Origin of the sequence: Nonomuraea sp. NPDC005650 (genome assembly GCF_040605375.1) — a bacterium.
In the GTDB taxonomy this organism is placed as follows: Bacteria; Actinomycetota; Actinomycetes; order Streptosporangiales; family Streptosporangiaceae; genus Nonomuraea.
In genome coordinates this window covers 122991-141257 of sequence record NZ_JBEXCR010000017.1, presented here as the reverse complement: position 1 = coordinate 141257, position 18267 = coordinate 122991, and the positions used below count along the sequence as shown (strand labels likewise).

Sequence of the window (18267 nt, the reverse complement as noted above, 5' to 3'; positions counted from 1 at the left end):
GTGGTCCGATATGTCGCCCAACGTGTCGGGCAGAGCATCCTGACGATCTTCCTGACCGTCTCCACCGTCTTCGTCCTCGTACGGTTGGCGCCAGGGGATCCGGCCGCCGCCTACGCCAGCCCCCTGGCCACCACGGCGGAGCTCGAACGCATCCGCGTCCAGTTCGGCCTGGACAAACCGCTGATACAGCAGTACGGAATCTTCGTCCGTGACCTGTTCAGCGGCAACCTGGGCACGTCGTTCTCCTTCCAGGCCCCCGCCATGGACGTCGTCCTCAGCCGGCTGCCGTACACCGTCATGCTCGCCGTGTCCTCCATCCTGTTCGCCGCGGTCGTGGCCATCCCGCTCGGCGTCTGGATGGCGCGGCACGCCGACACCGCCCGCGAGCTGGGGGCCAACGTGGCCATGATCGCCGGCCAGTCGATGCCGGAGTTCTGGAGCGGCATCATGCTCCTGACCATCTTCGCGGTGCTCGTCCCCGTGCTGCCGGCATCCGGGTTCACCAGCTGGGGCGGCCTGGTGCTGCCGACCGTGACGGTCGGCATCCTGCAGATCGCGCTGATCTCCCGCCTGGTACGCCGGGAGATGGGGACCGGCTTCGCGGCTCCCTACCTGACGATCGCCCGCTCCCGCGGCATCTCCGAACGCGGCCTGACCTGGCGCTACGCCATGGGCAACTCGGCCGTCCCGGTGGTGACCGCGCTCGGCACCCGGTTCGCGGCCATGCTCAACGGCGTGGTGGTGGTCGAGGTCGTCTTCGCCTGGCCGGGCGTCGGATCGCTCGTCGTGCGCGCGCTGGAAACCAGGGACTATCCGCTGATCCAGGCGACCGTACTGGTCACGGCCATCCTGACGGTGGCCGTCCAGCTCCTCATCGATCTGGCCTACCCGCTGCTCGACCCGCGGGTACGACTCGGGAAGGCGGTGGCCTCATGACCGCCATGGAGGCCGGCCCCGCCGACGGCTTCAAGGGCCAGGACATCCCGGAGCCGCCCGCGCGGCCCAGCGCGGTGACCGCCAAGGATCTCGCGCGATCCGCGGCGGTCCGCCGCCGCAAGGGCGCGCGGCTGAAGCTGTGGGTCGGCTCGGTGTGCGTGGCCCTGGTGGTCGTGCCCGTCGTCCTGGCCAACGTGCTGCCGATTCCCGGGCCGGACGAGCAGAGCCTCGGCCTGCGCCGCCTGCCGCCGCTGACCGGCGGGCACCTGTTCGGAACCGACCAGCTCGGCAGGGACCTCCTCTCCCGGGTCCTGCACGGCGGCCAGGTCTCGCTCACCGTCGGGGTGCTGGCCATCGTCGTGTCCGGCGTCATCGGCCTCATCGCCGGCGCCGCGGCCGGATTCTTCGGCGGCTGGGTCGACACCGTGGTCTCCCGCCTGCTGGAAGCCCAGCTCTCGCTGCCCCTGCTGTTGATGCTGCTGCTGGTCGTCGCGCTGTTCGGCCCCTCCATCCCGGTCATCACCTTCGTGATCGCGATCGCGCAGTGGCCGGAGGTGGCCCGCCTGACCCGTTCCCTCGTGCTCGTCGAGCGGGAGAAACCCTACGTGGCCGCGGCCCGGGTGCTCGGCCTGCGCCGCGTCACCACCCTGCTCCGGCACGTGCTGCCCAACGTCGTCAAGCAGGCCACCCTCGTGATCCTGCTGCTGCTGGCCCAGGCCGTGCTGCTGGAGAGCGCGCTGAGCTACCTGGGCGCCGGTCCGCAGCGCCCGTTCGCCACCTGGGGCCGCATCATCTCCGACGGCCAGGACTACATCACGACGTCGTGGTGGCTGGTCACGCTGCCCGGACTGGTCATCGTGCTGCTCGTCGTCGGCGTCAACCTGCTCGGAGACGGGCTTCGGGACCGCGTCCGCAGGCGGAAAGGGAAGGTGAGCCGAGCATGACAGCCGAGTTCGACGAGGCTGATCGTCCCCTGCTGGAGGTCGAGGACCTGCAGATCGAGCTGATCACCGAAGCCGGCATCGTCCGCGCGGTCGACGGCGTCAGCTTCCTCATCCGGCAGGGCGAAACCGTGACGATCATCGGCGAGTCGGGGTCCGGCAAGTCCACCACGGCCATGGGCATCCTGCGGCTGCTCCCCCCGGAGCTGGCGGTCCTGTCCGGCAAGGCCCGCTTCCAGGGAGTCGACGTCATCGCCGACCCGCGCGCGGTGCGCGGTGTGCGCGGGCGTACCGTCTCGCTCATCCCGCAGGACCCGATGACGGCGCTCAGCCCCGTCCACACCATCGGGCAGCAGCTCCGTGAGGCCGTACGACTGCGGCATCGCGGCCTGTCCAAGTCGGAGACCATCGCGCGGTCGGTCGACCTGCTGGCCAAGATGCACATCCCCGATCCGGAGTCCCAGCTTCGCAAATATCCGCATCAGCTGTCCGGAGGCATGCTGCAGCGCGTGCTCATCGCGCTCGCGCTCGCCGGGTCGCCCGTGCTGCTCGTCGCCGACGAACCGACCTCCGCCCTGGACGTCACCGTCCAGGCGGGCATCCTCGACCTGCTGCTCGAAGTACAGGAGAACACCGGCATCGGCATCCTCATGATCACCCACGACATCGGCGTGGCGCGGCTCGTCTCCGACCGCATCCACGTCATGAAGGACGGGCGGTTCGTCGAGTCCGGCGAGGCCGAACAGATCGTCGACGCGCCGCGCAACCCGTACACCAGGAAATTGCTGACGGCGGTCCCACGGCTCGGCCCGTGGGACGAGGACGGCGAGTCCCCGGAGGCGTCCCCCGACGACGGGTCGCCCGCCGACCCGGTGGCACTGGGAGAATCTCGATGACCGACGACGCGTTCCTCGAGGTCGACGGCCTCGTCGTGGACTATCCCGTCGCCCACGGCATGTTCCGCGCGGTCGACGACGTCAGCTTCACCGTACGGCGGGGTGGCACCCTGGCCATCGTGGGGGAGTCGGGCTGCGGCAAGTCCACGATCGCCCGGTCGATCGTACGGCTGATCAAGCCCACCGCGGGCCGCATCGTGGTGGGCGGCACCGACATCGCGGGGCTGAGCGAGAAACAGCTGCGCCCGATGCGCAGCCAGGTACAGATGATCTTCCAGGACCCGTACGGATCGCTGGACCCGCACCTGTCGGCGGAGGAGATCGTCGCGGAGCCGCTGCGCGTGCGCGGAATGCGCGACAGACGCGCACGGGCCAAGGAGGCGGCCAGGCTCATCGACCAGGTGGGCCTGCCCGCCACGGCCCTGGAGCGCCGCCCGCCGGAGTTCTCCGGCGGCCAGCGCCAGCGCATCGGCATCGCCAGAGCCCTGGCCTCCAAGCCCGATCTGCTGGTCTGCGACGAGGCGACGAGCGCCCTGGACGTGTCCGTCCAGGCGCAGGTCCTCGCCCTGCTGACGAAGATCCAGGCCGAGACCGGCCTCACCTATGTCGTGATCTCCCACAACCTCGGTGTGGTCAGGGAGATCAGCGAGGACATCATCGTCATGAGCAAAGGCCGCCTGGTCGAGTCCGGCCCGACCCGGAAGGTGCTGGCCGCGCCGGCCCACCCCTACACCCGCGCCCTCCGCAGGGCCGCGCTGGACCCGGCCGCGATCCGCGGGCGCAAGCCGCGCGACCTGGTGCGGGCCCCGTCCGCCAAGCAGTCCCCCGCAACACCCGTTCAGCGAGGAACCGACCGATGACAACTTCCGTACCGGCGAGCTCCGTACTGTCCGGGGCGCGCATCGGCCTGTCCCGGCTGGTGCTGGGCACCATGACGTTCGGCGACACGGCCGACGCGAAAGAGGCCGCGCGCATGCTGGACGCGGCGCTCGACGCCGGAATCACCGGGGTGGACACCGCGAACGTCTACGCGGGCGGCGCGACCGAGTCCATCCTGGGGCCGCTGCTGGCCACCCGGCGCGACCGGGTCGTCCTCGCCACCAAGGCCGGCATGCCCCATCCGGACGCGGGCGATGACGCGCCGTTGTCCGCCAAGGCGTTGCGGGCGAGTATCGAAGGCAGCCTGCGCCGCCTGCAGGTCGACCACGTCGACCTGTTCTACCTGCACCAGCCCGACCGCCGCACGCCGCCGGCCGAGACGCTCGGCGCCGTCGCCGAGTTCGTCGCCGAAGGCAAGATCGGCGCGCTCGGCGTCTCCAACTACGCGGCCTGGCAGATCGCCGAGCTCAACCACACCGCCGACGCCGTCGGCGCGCCGCGCCCGGTCGTCGCCCAGCAGCTCTACAACCTCCTGGCCCGCAGGGTAGAGGAGGAATACCTGGAGTTCGCGCGGAGCACCGGCCTGACGACCATGGTCTACAACCCGCTCGGCGGGGGCCTGCTCACCGGCCGGCACACCTTCGAGCAGGACCCTTCCGCCGGCCGTTTCGGCGACTCCAAGCTCGCCCCCATGTACCGGCAGCGGTACTGGAACCCGGCGCTGTTCGAGGCGGTCACCGCCCTCGGCGAGATCGCCGCGCAGTCGGGCATCCCCCTCGTCGAGCTGTCCCTGCGGTGGCTGCTCCATCGCGACGGCGTGGGGGCGCTCCTGCTCGGCGGCTCCAAGGTCGAACACCTGCGCGCGAACATCGCGACCGCCGCGGCAGGGCCGCTTCCCGAGGACGTCGTGGCAGCCTGTGACCGCGTGGGCGCGACGCTGCGCGGCCCGATGCCCGCCTACAACCGATGAGAGCCGACCACCGAGGAGAAGGCCAGCCGTGAGCATCACCGACTTCACCGCCAGGATCCGCGCCCGCGAACCCGCACTGGGCTACTGGTCCGTGCTCGATTCGCCCGTGTCCACCGAGCGCATCGCGCGCCTCGGATACGACTACGTGTGCCTGGACGTCCAGCACGGGCTGCTGGGCTACTCGGGGCTGCTGAGCGGCCTGACCGCGATCGACGCGGGCGGCGTGTCCGCGGGCCTGGTCAGGGTCGAGGCGAACAACCCCGGCCACATCGGCCGTGCCCTCGACGCGGGCGCCGCGGGCGTCATCGTGCCTCTCATCGACACCGCCGAGGACGCCGCGGCGGCCGTCTCCGCGACCCGCTATCCGCCGAACGGGCGCCGCTCGTACGGTCCGATGCGCTCCGCGCTCCGCATCGGGCCGCGCCCCGCGGACAGCGACGCCACCGTGCTGGCCCTGGCCATGATCGAGACGGCACAGGGGCTGGCGAACATCGAGGCGATCTGCGCCACCCCCGGTCTGGACGGCGTCTACGTCGGCCCGTCCGATCTGTGCCTGGCCCTGGGCGGCGCCTTCCCCGGCGACCCCGCGATCGCCTCGCAGTTCGAGGACGCGCTGGTCACGGTGCGCGAAGCCGCCAGGTCCGCCGGCATCGCCGCCGGCATCCACACCCCCGACGGCGGGACCGCCGCCAAGCGCCTGGCCGAGGGATACACCTTCGCCACCATCGCCTCCGACCTCGTCCACCTCGAACAGGTCGCGAAGTCCCACCTGACCGACGCCCGAGCCCAGTCTCGCCAAGGAGAGCAGTGAGCCAGTCCCAGACCTCCGTTCCCGAACACCTGCCGATGGACGGTCTGATCCGCGTTCGCGACGACGATCCGGACCGCCACGAGGCGTACCTGATCGCGCCCGCCGTGCAGAACCACGCGGCCAACCTCATGTCGCTGAACGACGGTGATCTCGGCTGCGTGTGGTTCGGCGGCACGCAGGAAGGCGTCTCGGACATCTCCATCTGGTTCTCCCGGCTGCGGAAGGGCGCGGACACCTGGTCCACGCCCACGCGGCTGTCCGACGACATGACGCGTTCCGAACAGAACCCGGTCCTGTTTCCCACACCCGCCGGAGAGCTGTGGCTGCTTTACACCGCCCAGCACGCCGGCAACCAGGACACCGCCGAGGTCCGCCGCCGCGTCTCGCGGGACGACGGTCACACCTGGGGGCCCGTGGACACCCTCTTCCCCGCCACGAGCCGTGGCGGCGTCTTCGTCCGGCAGCCCGTGCTCGTGCTGCCGTCCGGCCGATGGCTGCTGCCCGTCTTCAACTGCGTCACCACGCCGGGCAGGCGCTGGGTCGGCGACCGGGACACCAGCTCCTTGATGATCTCCGACGACGAGGGACGAACCTGGCGCGAACAGCTCGTCCCCGAGAGCACCGGCTGCGTCCACATGAACGTCCATCTGCTGACCGACGGCACGCTGCTCGCGCTGTTCCGCAGCCGCTGGGCGGATTCGATCTACGCGAGCAGGTCGGAGGACGAGGGCCTGACCTGGAGCGCCCCCGCCGCCACCGAACTGCCCAACAACAACTCCTCCGTCCAGTACGTCACCCTGCGTGACGGCCGGCTCGCGCTGGTGTTCAATGCCAGCAGCGCGGCCGACGCCACCGAGCGGAGAGTCTCCCTGTACGACGAGGTCGACGACGACGGCCTGGCCGAGACCCCGGCGAGCCCGGCGAGTCCGGCAACCCCGGCACCCGCCGGGGGCGATGAGCGGACCGCGTTCTGGGGCGCTCCGCGCGCGCCCATGACCCTCGCGCTGTCCGACGACGGAGGGCGCACGTGGCCGATCCGCCGCGATCTGGAGGTAGGCGACGGCTACTGCCTGACCAACAACTCCCGCGACGGTCTCAACCGGGAGTACTCCTACCCGTCCATCCAGGAAACCGCCGACGGCGACCTGCACATCGCCTTCACCTACCACCGCCGCGTCATCAAGTACGTACGGGTGCGACCCGAGTGGGCCGCCCGCGCCACGGGCGTCTGACGTGCCGACGGACACCACGCCAGACCGCCACACCCCGGAGCAGCCGCCGCACGCAGTGGTGACCGGGGCCAGCTCCGGCATCGGCCGGGCCGTCGCCGCGCGCCTGCTCCGCGAGGGCTGGAACGTCACCGGGATGAGCCGTACCCGCCCTCCGGAGCACCACCAGGACAACCCGGCCTACTCGTGGATCCAGGCCGACCTGACCGACCTCGACCAGCTGGCCGAGTCGTCGGCCGCGGTGGGCGCCGTCGACGCCGTCGTCCACGCGGCGGGCCTGCAACGCTCCGCACCGCTCGGACGCCTCTCGGCGCCGGACGGCGCCCTCATGTGGCGGGTCCACGTCGAGGCCGCGACCGTGCTGGTGAACGCCCTCGCCGACGCGATCCGCCCCGGCGGCCGCGTCGTACTGATCGGGAGCCGCACGATGTCGGGCGTGGCGGGCAAGAGCCAGTACGCGGCGACCAAGGCCGCGCTCGTGGGCCTGTCCCGTTCCTGGGCCATGGAACTGGCCCCGCGTGGCATCACCGTCAACGTGGTCGCCCCCGGCCCGACGGACACCCCCATGCTGCGCGATCCCGGACGTGCCGCCACGCCGCCACGGGTTCCGCCGCTGGGCCGCTTCATCAGACCCGAGGAGGTCGCGGGACTGACGGCCTTCCTCCTCGGCCCGGAAGGAGGCTCGGTCACCGGCCAGCACCTGGTGATGTGCGGCGGCGCCTCCCTCTGAGCCGGCGGCTCCGCCGGGTGGTGGTGGTGAGTCAGCGCACGTCGGCGACTACGTCGTCGGATTCACGGCGGTCGCCGCCGGAGGGCCGTTGCCGCGGACCTCGTGCGAGAACGTAGGCGAACAGGACCGCCATGACGACCGCGCCCGCCCACATGGCCTGCTGCCAGCCGTCGACGAAGGACTCCTGGGCGGCTCGGGTCAGCGCCCGCGCCTGGGAGCCGGCCCCGTCGGCGGCGGCGAGGGCGTTGGCGACGCCCTCGCGGGCGGTGTCGGCGGCGTCGTCCGGCACTCCGTCGAGCCGGGAGTCGATGGCGCCGCGGTAGCCGGCGGTCAGGACCGCTCCGAGCAGCGCGACCCCGAGCGCGGTGCCGAACTCCCGGGTGACGTCATTGAGCGCGGACGCGACACCTTGACGCTCACGCGGCAGGGCGGAGGTGATGGCCTCGGTGGAGGGCGTCATCGTCAACCCCATCCCGAGTCCCATGGCGAGCATGCCGGGCAGGATCGAGAGGTAGCCGCCGTCGACGGAGACGAAGGCGGCCATGAGGACCAGCCCTGCGCCGCCCAGGAAGATCCCTGACGCCATCGTCGAGCGGCTGCCGATGCGGGCGGCCACCAGCGGGGCGAGGCCGGAGGCGAACATCATCAGCAGCGCCATCGGCATGAGCGCCAGGGTCGAGCGAAGGCCGGACCAGCCGAGCACCGCCTGGAAGTACGGGAAGAGGACCACGAAGATCCCTGCCTGCACGCCGAAGACCGTCAGGAGCGACACCGAACCGCTCGCCAGACCTCGCTCGCGGAACAGGCGGACGTCGAGGAGCGGAGCCTGTCGGCGAAGCTCCCATGCTACGAATCCGACGGCGGAGACGAGGCCGACGAGGAGGCTCAGGAGCGTCGCGGGCGAGGTCCAGCCTCGTTCGGGGCCCTCGTGGAGGAAAAGGACGAGCCCGACCACCGCGACCACGGACGACAGCGAACCGACGGCGTCGAACCCGTGCCCTGACGCCTCGCGCGAGTTCGGGACGGATCGCAGCGCCATGACGACGGCGACGACGACGAGCACGACCGGCAGGACGAAGAGCCACCGCCAGCTCGCCAGATCGACCAGGACGGCCGACAGGTACATCCCCAGGATGCCTCCGCCGCCGGCGACGCCGGTCCACACGCCGATCGCCTTGGAACGTTCCTCGTCAGGAAAGGTCGAGGTGATGACGGCGAGGGTGACCGGCATGATCATCGCCGCGCCCACGCCGCTCAGGAAACGCGCGGCGAGCATGATCTCGGCCGACGTGGCGAGTCCGGCCGCCGCGCTCGCCGTTCCGAAGACGAGCAGGCCGGCGAGCAGCACCGGCCTGCGGCCCCACCGGTCGCCCATCGCGCCGAGCGGCAGGAGCAGCGCGGCCAGAGTGATGGTGTAGATGTTGATGAACCACAGGACCTCGGTCTGCGAGGCGTCGAACACGACGGTGAGCTCCGGCTGGGCGACGTTCAGCCCGGACACCGAAGCGATGACCGCCATGAGCGCGACGCAGACCCCGACCAAGATCGTTCGTCGTTGTCGTGGGTCTTGGATGGTCGGGTCGGGAGTCATGGGATTCCTTTCGGGAAAGCAAGGGGAATCGGCGCCGCAGCAGCGGGCTCCGGCGCTGTCGGATGGCGTGCTCAGCGGCGTCGGGTGGCGCGCACGACGACATCGCGGAGGGGGGTCGCCTGGCCTCCGTGGCCGGTGAGCGTGCGGAGGTGCTCTTCGGCGGTGACGATCTCCCACTCCGTGGCGTCCATGCGCGCGGTGATGGCCGCGGAGGTGACCGAGACCTCGGCAGGATGATGGTGGCCGTGGCCGGTATGGCCCGGGGTGTGCAGGTGCCCCACGATGAGCAGCGTGCCGCCGGGAGCCACCCATCCGGCGATGCGGTCGTAGAACTCCAACTGGGGCATCGCCGGGTGGGCGTAGTGGGTCATGACCAGGTCGAACCGCGAGTCCGGGCTCCAGACGCTCAGATCCGTCTCAACCCACCGCAAGCGCTCGGGGGCCCCGCTCGCCGCCGCGCGCTCGGCGGCGCGAGCGAGGGCCGCGGACGAGATGTCGGCCGCGGTGACGTGCCAGCCGTGGGCGGCGAGCCAGATCGCCTCGGCACCGCCGCCGCACCCCGCGTCCAGTGCCGTCCCCGGTGTCAGGCCGCCGGTCTCACGAACGAGGTACGGGTTCGGCGGGTTGCCGCCCATGGATCCGGGGCCCCCAGCGAGCTCCTGCTGCCAGTGCCGCTCCCAGTAGTCCTTGTCGAATTCGTGCGTCACAGTTCCTTCTCCTCGTTCGCCGGTCGGGGTGTTCATGCTGCTGACAGAGGAGGCGGATGTGCAAACCTTGTTGCCGAATGGCAAAATGGAGGGATGGACGAAGCCCTTGACCGCACTCTCGACGCCGTCGGACCGAGGCTGAAACGCCTTCGGCTGCATCGAGACGTCACGCTCGCCGACCTCGCGGCGGAGACCGGCATCTCCACCAGCACCTTGTCCCGGCTGGAGGCGGGCCTGCGACGTCCCACGCTCGAGCAGCTGCTTCCGCTTGCCCGCGCCCACGGGGTCACCCTCGACGAGCTCGTCGACGCGCCGCCGACCGGTGACCCTCGCGTCAACCTGCGTCCCATCCCGTGCGGCGACGGCTCGGCCATCCTGCCGCTGACGCGCAGGCCCGGCGGAATCCAGGCGTACAAGTTCGTCCTCCCGGCCGGAAGCGACGACGCCGAGCCCGACCTGCGCACCCACGAGGGCTACGACTGGGTCTATGTCCTCAACGGGACGCTCCGCCTGGTCCTCGGGGAACACGACCTCATCCTCAAACCGGGGGAGGCCGCGGAGTTCGACACGCGCACCCCGCACTGGTTCGGGGCCACCGGCGCCGGTCCGGTCGAGTTCCTGAGTCTCATCGGGAAACAGGGCGAACGCGCGCACGTCCGCGCGGCACCGAGACCCGTCCCGGCTGTGTGACGGCGGTCGCGGCCCCGTTCGTGAAGGACGGGGCCGCAGCCGGCTACCAGCTTCCCGTGGCGCCGCTGCCACCGCCGAATCCACCGAACCCGCCGTCCGCGTCGGCCGCAGCCGGCGCTCCCAGCACGAGCACGCCGCAGACCGCCAGCATCACCGCGCCCGTCACGATACGCAGGCGGCGCCGCGTACGACCCTCATCGTTCCTGACCACCGGTCCTCCTCGCTGTCGCGTTGCACGCCGGGTCGCACCGCGTCGGCCGCCCGGCAAGGACCTCCCCAGAGTCACCAGCCCGTCCGGCGGATGGGAACCCTGAATCGGCGACTTACGTCGTTCGACGGATACTGACCGCCCGGCGGGACGGGCCGATTACGTCGTTCACCGGATGATGGCGTGCGGACCCGTTGTCCCATGCTGCTCGCAGTCGATGGCGAGGGGCCGGCCTGATGCGCCCCTCGCCGCACACCGAGCAGTGAGGATGCCGCTGTGTCGCAGACCGTCTTCTCAACGCCGTCGTGGTGGGCGGCCGGGCTCACTCTCGCGGAACGGCTGGCTCTCCCCGGGCCGCCGTCGCCCCCTCGCGAAGGCGTACGTCTCGAGCGGGCGGAGGCGCGCCTCGACCGATGGCGGACCGTGCCCGCCGTGCCCCCCGCCGACCGGATGATCGCCATGGCGCGAGTTCTTCAGCGTCATCTGCGACTGACAGGCCAGGGGCGTCGGACGTCATGCCGGCGCCCCGTTCCTGTCCCGCCCCGCGGCCGAGCGTGCCCGCGGTATGCGTAAACCCGGCATGCGTCCTGGGCGTCTCGTGATCATGCCCAACAGAGGAGCGCCACCTACGGCCCCGGCCGTACGTGACAGCCAAGCCTGGACCGTCGCGCTGCTCGCCGGGCTGCTCGTCCTGCTGCTCGGCGGTGCGGAGGGCCCGCGCTTACCGTACCGGCCGCCTTACGACGTCAGCTGCCCCGCGTGGACCGAACTGCACCGCGGGTTCGACGACACGCGGACGGAGGATCGGGAACGTGCCTTCCTGTGCCTGGTGCGGGACGCGGGCGGGCCGATGTTCCCCGCCGACAGGTCCGACCGGGCCCTCCTGGCGTCCGGCAGGGCATTGTGCGCGCAGCCGGGGTGGAGGAGAACCGACGAATGGCTCCGCAGCGGGGACCGGACGCTCAATATGCGGGGGCTGGACGGCGCCTTGGTGTTCCTGTGCCCCGACGTCGTCGGAGGTCCGGACCTGATGCCCTCGGACGAGCGGATGGCCGAGGAGCAGGCCGACTATGTCGCCGCCAGCAACGCCGCCTGCCGTGACCCGTGGCCCAGGACGCGGGCCCGCAAGCAGGGGACCGCCGCGTACTTCACGTCCGAAGGCGGCGGCTATCACCTCGCCGACGACGCGGATCCGGACAACCAGGACGGAGTCGAACGGGACTACGACGGGTTGCTCACGGGCGCGGAGACCGGCGTGGGCATCGAGACGATCAGAGCGATGAACGTCTGCGTGACCGTCAAGGCGTTCGACCAGGCTCCGCCGCTGCGGCTCAGGGGCTGGCGGGAAGTGGCCGAGGTGGGGGTCGAGAGCCGCAGCGGCCGGCTGATGGTGCCGGCCATGCGGCCGGGCGGCGAGGAAGGGGCCGGGCGGGCCCTGCCCAACCTGGCGGCCAAAGGGCCGGGGCACTACCGGGTGCGGGTGTACGCGCGGGCCGACGAGGATGCCGTCACCATGCTGCCCGCCGAGTGGCATCTGATCGTGGTCTATCCCGGACGGTCCAAGAAGCAGGTCGTCTACCGGTCCCGTGGGCCGGGATAGGACTCCGTCACCTCGACGACTGTTACTCAATGGGTTGGTTCATGCGCATAGTGTTACGGGCGGCGACCCGGCATGATCAACGCGGCAGGAGCGCCGCTTCCACTGGTCGGTGGCGTCTTCCGGAGCACGCACCTGCTGAAAGGGAATCCCTGTGATCAAGCGCGCCAACCTGACCGAACTCGCCCCAACTGCCGCCGGTCCCGGCTACCGAGGCCTCCCGCTGTTCCACTGCGGCGACGGTCGCTGGACGGGGAGCGGCGACTCGTGAACGCGGCCGTCCGGGCGGGCTGGGCCCGCCTGCGTTCGGTGCTGCCCGAACGGGCCGAACTGGCCGCGATGGGACGACGCCCGCGCCGGGACCTGCTGGCCGGCCTGACAGTGGCGATCGTGGCCCTGCCGCTGGCACTCGGATTCGGCATTTCGTCGGGGGCGGGGGCGGCGGCGGGGCTGGCCACCGCGGTGGTCGCGGGCGCGATCGCGGCCTTCTTCGGCGGATCGAGCCTGCAGGTGTCCGGCCCGACCGGCGCGATGACCGTGGTGCTGGTGCCGATCATGCATGAGCACGGAGCCTCCGGGGTGCTGACCGTCGGTGTGCTGGCCGGACTGCTGCTGCTGGTGCTGGCGCTGGTTCGGGCGGGCCGTTACATGACGCTGATCCCCGCTCCGGTGGTGGAGGGCTTCACCCTCGGCATCGCCTGCGTGATCGGCCTGCAGCAGGTGCCCGCCGCGCTCGGCGTCCCGATCCCGCAGGGCGAGAACGTCGCCGTGGTGGCCTGGCAGGCCGTCCTCGACTTCGCCGCCCGTCCGAACGGCTGGGCCGTGGCGATCGCCGTGGCCGTGGCCGCGCTGATGCTGGCCGGGGCGTGGTGGCGGCCCACCGCGCCCTTCTCTCTGGCGGCCGTGGCCGCCGCCACGGTCGCGGCCGATCTGACCGGCCTGGACGTGGCCCGCATCGGGCAACTGCCGGACGGGCTGCCCGCCCCCTCGCTGGCCTTCCTCGACGTGGCGACGCTGGGCACGCTGATCGCGCCCACCCTGGCGGTGACCGCACTGGCCGCTCTGGAGTCGCTGCTGTCGGCCGCCGTCGCCGACGGCATGAGCGGCGGCCACCGCCACGACCCGGACAGGGAACTGTTCGGACAGGGCCTGGCCAACCTGGTCGCGCCGCTGTTCGGCGGGGTCGCGGCGACCGGCGCGATCGCCCGTACCGCGGTCAACGTCCGCTCCGGCGCGCAATCCCGGTTGGCCGCGCTCACCCATGCCGCGCTCCTCGGCCTGATCGTTTACACCGCCGCCGACCTGGTGGCCAAGATCCCGCTGGCCGCGCTGGCCGGAGTGCTGCTGGCCACCGCGATCCGGATGGTGAAGATCGGCTCAGTACGTGCGATGGTGCACTCCAGCCGCGGCGACGCCGTGGTGCTGGCGCTGACCGCGATCGCCACCCTGGCCCTCGACCTGGTCCAGGCCGTCATCCTGGGCCTGCTCGTGGCCGGCGCGCTCGCGCTGCGCGCCATTGCCCGCCACGTCCGCCTGGAGGCCGTGCCGCTGCGCCCTGACCTTCCCGAGGACCACACCGAGGAAGAACACGCCCTGCTGGCCGAGCACATCGTGGCCTACCGCCTGGACGGACCGCTGTTCTTCGCCGCCGCCCACCGCTTCCTGCTGCAACTGTCCGATGTCGCCGACGTGTCGGTGGTCATCCTGCGTATGTCCCGCGTCACCACCATTGACGCCAGCGGCGCCCGGGTACTGGGCGACGCGATCGACCGGCTGCGGCGGCGCGGCATCACCGTCTATGTCTCCGGAGTCCGCGACGGCCACCACCAGTCGCTGCACGCCTTGGGCGTCCTCGCCCGGCTGAGCGCGTCGGGGCAGGTGTTCGCCACGACACCGCAGGCCGTCGCAGCCGCCCGGCTTCTGCTGCACCACGCCGGTGTCCTGCCCGCACCTCCGCTGCTGGCCGAGCCGCTCCCGCCCTGAAACGTATCGACGCCACGGTCGCCGACGGATGCCCATAACTCGTACAGTAGTGTACGAGTTATGGGCTGGATGCCACCAGGACGTGCGTCGGGACGAAGGAAGTAGGCGGGAGCCGAGAATGCTGCTTCACGAGACCTATCTGGATACCGAGTCGACCCGCTTTCACTACGCGCGAGCAGGAAACGGCCCGCCCGTCCTGCTCCTGCCCGGTAGCGGCGGGTGGAAGCTCACGTTCGAGGCGATGCTCGACGTCCTTGCCCCGCACTACACCGTCTACGCACTGGACCCGCCGGGACAAGGCGCCACGGAGATCCTCGACCGCGCGCTCCCGCTCGGAGCCGACGGGATCGCCCGGTCCATCGCCGGCTTTCTCGACGCGGTGGGCGTGCGGCGGCCGGCGATCGTCGGGCACTCCTGGGGCGGGGGGTTCGCGTTACGGTTCGTTGAGCTGCACCCCGACCGGGTGGCCCGCCTGGCGCTGATCGCGCCAGGTGGGCTGGAGGTCAGGGACACGTGGGAGTTCCGGCTCGCGCGGCTCCCGCTGATCGGTGAGCTCGCCGTTGGCCGGGCCTTGGCAGGCTCGGCGCGGCATCTGCTGCGCAAGTCCTTCGCCCACCGGGAACGCGTGCCAACGGATCGGCTGAACGACTACGTGCACATGATGAAGTCGTCGCGCCGGCGGGCAACCCTGCTCGCGGACCTGCTGCGTGTGGAGCGCTCGGTGCGGTGGTCGGACACCGAACGAGATCTACGCCTTGTCGACATACCCGTCCTGCTGCTGTGGGGCGGCGAGGACCGCATCCTCCCCGCGCGCCTGGTCGAAGGGTTCACTTCGCGGTTGCCCAGCGTGGAGGCACATGTCGTGCCAGGCGGCGGTCACTCGCTGCACGATGACTGCCCGGAAGAGACCTACGCGCTGCTGCTCCCGTTCCTGGGGGCCGATCATGCGTAGCGGTCCGGTGTAGGTTTCTACTCTGCGGTGCTGAAGAGTCGGCCGCCGCGAGCAGTTCGGTGGCGAGGATGGCGCGGGCGTTCCGGGCCATGTCCAGCAACCTTCGCGCCCCATGGGTCGCCATGGAGACGAAGTCCTCCTGGTTGCCCGCGGCCGGAATGCCGTCGACCGACGCCGGATGCGCGCGCTGCCTGTTCTCCGAGGCCAGGGCCGCCGCCGCGATCTGCAGGCTCATGAATCCCGAGGTGAGGCCGTCTCCGCCGGTGAGGAAGGCCGGAAGGCCGCTCAGCGAGGGGCCGATGAGAAAGGCGATGCGGCGCTCGGACATGGCTCCGATCTCCGAAAGGGCGATCGCCGGCATGTCGGCCGCGAACGCGACCGGTTCGGCGTGGAAGTTCCCGGCCGAGACGACCTCTTCGGTCTCGGAGATCAGGAGCGGGTTGTCCGAGACGCTGTCCGCCTCGATCTCCAGGGTGGCGCGCGCGTGCTCGATCAGGTCCAGGCAGGCCCCGAGCACCTGCGGCATGCACCGCAGGCTGTACGGGTCCTGCACCCGGACACCGATGCTCGCCGTCCGATAGTCGCCGGAAGCGAGCAGCGCTCGACCAGCTCGTGCGAGCGTTTGACGGCGTGCCGCGCGGACTCGCTCAGGCGGAGAACGATCGGACCGCGGCCGAAATACAGCTCACGCCAGCCGGCAAGGCCGTTACTTCCGGGACTGATGTTCAAAAGCACTGGACTTTCCTTCGGTCAATGTGACGATCGGCGCCACACCTCTATCTCATCCAGCCCATCCCATAAAGACAAATAATGTTGTTCGGTCGATCTATCACGAAAATTTATCGAGCCGAGGTCCTGCAGGAACGAGCGAGCCGGTCGAGCGATGGAAGCGTGGGTAGTCCGGCTTCAGCCACCGGCGGGCAGGCGGTCGAGCGTACGGGTGAGGGCGTCGCGGCCCGCGCGCAAAGCGGCGGCCGGATCGGGGCGGTCCGATGCCTGCCAACGGACGTAGACCATGGTGGAGTCATGACGCACGGCTACGGCGACGTGTGCCACGGAGTCGTGATCGAACGGCTGGCGTAGCAAATCAGGGCGGCCTATGGCGAAGGTCACGATCTCGCCGGTCCATGGGCCCCGGCTGAGACGTCCGCGGCGGGGGCGATGCTGTAGGACCGTGCATCCTCGGAGCCGCAGGGGCTGGCCTCGTCCTGGGTGGCGGCTCCTGCTCCGGTGGCGAGCGGCCGGAGGCGGGCTCGTTCAGCGCTCTGTTCATCGGGCAGGACCAGCACGTCCTCACGAACGGAGACCTCGCCGATCAGGCGGCGGGCGACGGCGGGCGCACCGTTGTAGGCGTTCTGCTCGAAAAAGGAGTCTCGGCAGACCAACTCGTGCGAGAGGGGGCCATCGCCCGGGCGCGGCCACGACGCCACGTCCTTGCCATATGCGGACGGAGGGGGCAGGGCCGCGGCCATCGCGGCCGAAACCGACCGCGTGGCGGTGGTGACGGGTGCGGACCTGGCAGGGTCGCCGCCGACGGCGGCCAGCACGGACGTGGCCGATGCCGTGCCCTGACTCAGTACCTGTGGGTCCGGCACTCCATCCACCTCGAAAGCCCAGGCCCACGTCACCTCCGCCAACAGTCCGCCACGCGCTGCCACGATCGTGGCCCCGGCGCCCGGGTCGCCGTGTTCCGTCCAGCCATCCGTGGTGGCCAAGGCCCGCACGCCACGCCACCCCGACTGGTTGAAGTCGGCCACGTCCTTGAGCACGTAACCGTCAGAACGGCCGCACTCCTTGGTGCCACGGCGGGTCGTCGCGACCGCGCTCACCGCCGCCTCTGGGGAGGTGATCCAGAAACGCACCTCCAGCGGCTCGTCCATCTCCGAGCAGCTTGCCGCTTTAGGCGGGCACACCCTTGGGCGGCATCCGCGTCTCCATGCTCTCCGGCCAGCACCAGGAGAGAAGAGGGGTGCCAGGGAGGGTGACGTAGGGAGCGTAGCGGACGTTGTCGTCGAGGAACCCGCGCAGTCGGCCGGCGATCTCCTCGACCGAGGCGGCAGCCCGTGCCGACGCCGTCTCCGGGATGCCCACCCCGGGCGGCGGGGACGGGCTAAGTGGATGACGGTACACCGCACCCCGAGCCGAACTCATTGGACCCTGCAGCTGCCTGGGGACGACGAGGCGCAGCTGGAGGACCTGCCCGTGCTCTGCCACCGGCTCTCCGAGCTCCGGGAGCGGCGGACGACGGTCTTCGGTGTCCCGGGTGATGAGGTGGCGCGCCGGGCTGCCTCGCTGCCGTCGGTCTGGCGTGACCGAGGTCAGGTCGGCGCGGGTTCCGCCCGGGCCTGCGCCCGCGCGATGCGCGCCTTGACGTCGCGGAAGTGCAGCCGCATCGCCTCCCGGGCGGCCTCGGGGTCCCGAGCGCGAAGCGCCGCCACGATCCGGCGGTGGTTGACGGCGATCTCGGCGCTCCGCTCCTCCGGCGGGCCGAGCGTCGGCTCGACCTCGTGGTAGACGTCCCAGAACAGGCCGATCAGCTGCAGCACCAGTTCGTTGCCGCACGAGTCGTACAGCAGCGCGTGGAACGCCCGATCGGCTTCCCGGTCCCGATCCATGCCATTGGCCAGGGCCTCCAACGCGGCGAGCCGGGGAGCGCTGGTGCTCTCGGCCACCTGGCCGATCAGCCCGGTCTCGAGCAGCTCGCGGACCTCGACCAGATCGTGCAGCGCCCGGATCCCGCCCGGCCCAGAACGCACCCGGAAAGCGAACGACGGGGTCAGCGCGTCGAGCGGCGCGTGCCCGACGAACGTCCCATGACCGTGCCGGATCTCGACGATGCCCAACGCCTGCAGGGCCCGCACGGCCTCGCGGACGCTGTTGCGGCTCGCCCTGAGCAGCTCCATCAGTTGCACTTCGGTCGGCATCGGTGACCCGGGGGCCAGCCCGCGCTCGTGAATCAGGGAGACGATGCGCTCCTGAAGCGACGCGCCGTCACGTGTAGGCATGCCACCTCCAAGCTCGTCGAAGACCTTTCTTAAAAACATCCCACCTCTTCGTCCCAGAAAGCCAGCCGAGGTAGGAAAGTTTACGTCGACGACACAGATGTCCCACCGGGCGGCCATGGTCAGTTCGTACGCTGGTCCGGGA

19 protein-coding genes and 1 pseudogene are annotated in these 18267 nt (G+C 70.9%); 12 read left to right on the top strand and 8 right to left on the bottom strand.

Going from position 1 to position 18267, the window contains the following annotated elements:
- The 8 genes from ABZS69_RS28820 to ABZS69_RS28785 are packed head-to-tail and all read left to right on the top strand — an operon-like array spanning window position 1 to window position 7392.
- Window positions 1-936: an ABC transporter permease gene (locus ABZS69_RS28820; RefSeq protein ID WP_355378013.1), complete on the top strand. Its 936-nt coding sequence runs from the start codon at window positions 1-3 to the stop codon at window positions 934-936.
- Window positions 933-1880 carry an ABC transporter permease gene (locus tag ABZS69_RS28815; protein ID WP_355378011.1) on the top strand — a complete coding sequence of 316 codons (948 nt, stop codon included), beginning with the start codon at window positions 933-935 and terminating at the stop codon, window positions 1878-1880. The genes ABZS69_RS28820 and ABZS69_RS28815 overlap by 4 nt, the downstream gene beginning before the upstream one ends.
- Window positions 1877-2773, top strand: coding sequence for an ABC transporter ATP-binding protein (locus ABZS69_RS28810; protein ID WP_355378009.1), 897 nt, complete (start codon window positions 1877-1879; stop codon window positions 2771-2773). The genes ABZS69_RS28815 and ABZS69_RS28810 overlap by 4 nt, the downstream gene beginning before the upstream one ends.
- Entirely contained in the window at window positions 2770-3633 is an 864-nt protein-coding gene (locus ABZS69_RS28805; protein WP_355378007.1) for an ABC transporter ATP-binding protein, read from the top strand. The genes ABZS69_RS28810 and ABZS69_RS28805 overlap by 4 nt, the downstream gene beginning before the upstream one ends.
- Window positions 3630-4622 (top strand): aldo/keto reductase, encoded by a 993-nt coding sequence (locus ABZS69_RS28800; RefSeq protein WP_355378006.1) that lies wholly within the window; start codon window positions 3630-3632, stop codon window positions 4620-4622. The genes ABZS69_RS28805 and ABZS69_RS28800 overlap by 4 nt, the downstream gene beginning before the upstream one ends.
- A 28-nt stretch (window positions 4623-4650) precedes the next feature.
- Window positions 4651-5433: an aldolase/citrate lyase family protein gene (locus tag ABZS69_RS28795; RefSeq protein WP_355378004.1), complete on the top strand. Its 783-nt coding sequence runs from the start codon at window positions 4651-4653 to the stop codon at window positions 5431-5433.
- The gene (locus ABZS69_RS28790; RefSeq protein WP_355378001.1) at window positions 5430-6665 is read left to right on the top strand and encodes an exo-alpha-sialidase; all 1236 of its coding nucleotides are present in this window, start codon (window positions 5430-5432) and stop codon (window positions 6663-6665) included. Before ABZS69_RS28795 ends, ABZS69_RS28790 begins: the two co-directional genes overlap by 4 nt.
- A 1-nt stretch (window position 6666) precedes the next feature.
- Window positions 6667-7392, top strand: coding sequence for an SDR family oxidoreductase (locus ABZS69_RS28785; protein ID WP_355377999.1), 726 nt, complete (start codon window positions 6667-6669; stop codon window positions 7390-7392).
- Window positions 7393-7423: 31 nt separating this feature from the next.
- On the opposite strand, the gene ABZS69_RS28780 is transcribed toward ABZS69_RS28785, so the two are convergent.
- Window positions 7424-8983, bottom strand: coding sequence for an MFS transporter (locus ABZS69_RS28780; protein ID WP_355377997.1), 1560 nt, complete (start codon window positions 8981-8983; stop codon window positions 7424-7426).
- 71 nt (window positions 8984-9054) lie between these two features.
- The gene (locus tag ABZS69_RS28775) at window positions 9055-9690 is read right to left on the bottom strand and encodes a class I SAM-dependent methyltransferase (RefSeq protein WP_355377995.1); all 636 of its coding nucleotides are present in this window, start codon (window positions 9688-9690) and stop codon (window positions 9055-9057) included.
- A 93-nt stretch (window positions 9691-9783) separates the two neighbouring features.
- Between ABZS69_RS28775 and ABZS69_RS28770 the strand changes: the two genes are divergently transcribed.
- Window positions 9784-10380: an XRE family transcriptional regulator gene (locus ABZS69_RS28770; protein WP_355377993.1), complete on the top strand. Its 597-nt coding sequence runs from the start codon at window positions 9784-9786 to the stop codon at window positions 10378-10380.
- 43 nt (window positions 10381-10423) lie between these two features.
- On the opposite strand, the gene ABZS69_RS28765 is transcribed toward ABZS69_RS28770, so the two are convergent.
- Window positions 10424-10591 (bottom strand): hypothetical protein, encoded by a 168-nt coding sequence (locus tag ABZS69_RS28765; RefSeq protein ID WP_355377991.1) that lies wholly within the window; start codon window positions 10589-10591, stop codon window positions 10424-10426.
- A gap of 601 nt (window positions 10592-11192) precedes the next feature.
- Here ABZS69_RS28765 and ABZS69_RS28760 point away from each other — a divergent pair.
- The 3 genes from ABZS69_RS28760 (at window position 11193) to ABZS69_RS28750 (ending at window position 15120) form a co-directional block, all read left to right on the top strand.
- The gene (locus ABZS69_RS28760) at window positions 11193-12188 is read left to right on the top strand and encodes a hypothetical protein (RefSeq protein ID WP_355377989.1); all 996 of its coding nucleotides are present in this window, start codon (window positions 11193-11195) and stop codon (window positions 12186-12188) included.
- Window positions 12189-12524: 336 nt separating this feature from the next.
- Complete coding sequence (locus ABZS69_RS28755; protein WP_355378217.1) at window positions 12525-14168, top strand: SulP family inorganic anion transporter; 1644 nt, start codon at window positions 12525-12527, stop codon at window positions 14166-14168.
- 118 nt (window positions 14169-14286) lie between these two features.
- Window positions 14287-15120, top strand: a complete 834-nt coding sequence (locus tag ABZS69_RS28750; RefSeq protein WP_355377988.1) for an alpha/beta fold hydrolase — start codon at window positions 14287-14289, stop codon at window positions 15118-15120.
- Window positions 15121-15160: 40 nt separating this feature from the next.
- On the opposite strand, the pseudogene ABZS69_RS28745 reads toward ABZS69_RS28750, so the two are convergent.
- The 5 genes and pseudogenes from ABZS69_RS28745 to ABZS69_RS28725 all read right to left on the bottom strand — a co-directional run.
- A pseudogene (locus tag ABZS69_RS28745) lies at window positions 15161-15736 on the bottom strand (aromatic amino acid lyase); the annotation flags it as partial.
- 290 nt (window positions 15737-16026) lie between these two features.
- Window positions 16027-16233, bottom strand: a complete 207-nt coding sequence (locus ABZS69_RS28740) for a hypothetical protein (RefSeq protein WP_355377986.1) — start codon at window positions 16231-16233, stop codon at window positions 16027-16029.
- Entirely contained in the window at window positions 16230-17000 is a 771-nt protein-coding gene (locus ABZS69_RS28735) for a hypothetical protein (RefSeq protein WP_355377985.1), read from the bottom strand. The genes ABZS69_RS28740 and ABZS69_RS28735 overlap by 4 nt, the downstream gene beginning before the upstream one ends.
- A gap of 19 nt (window positions 17001-17019) precedes the next feature.
- Window positions 17020-17250 carry a hypothetical protein gene (locus ABZS69_RS28730; RefSeq protein ID WP_355377983.1) on the bottom strand — a complete coding sequence of 77 codons (231 nt, stop codon included), beginning with the start codon at window positions 17248-17250 and terminating at the stop codon, window positions 17020-17022.
- 188 nt (window positions 17251-17438) lie between these two features.
- Entirely contained in the window at window positions 17439-18125 is a 687-nt protein-coding gene (locus ABZS69_RS28725; RefSeq protein WP_355377981.1) for a FadR/GntR family transcriptional regulator, read from the bottom strand.
- Window positions 18126-18267 lie beyond the last annotated feature (142 nt).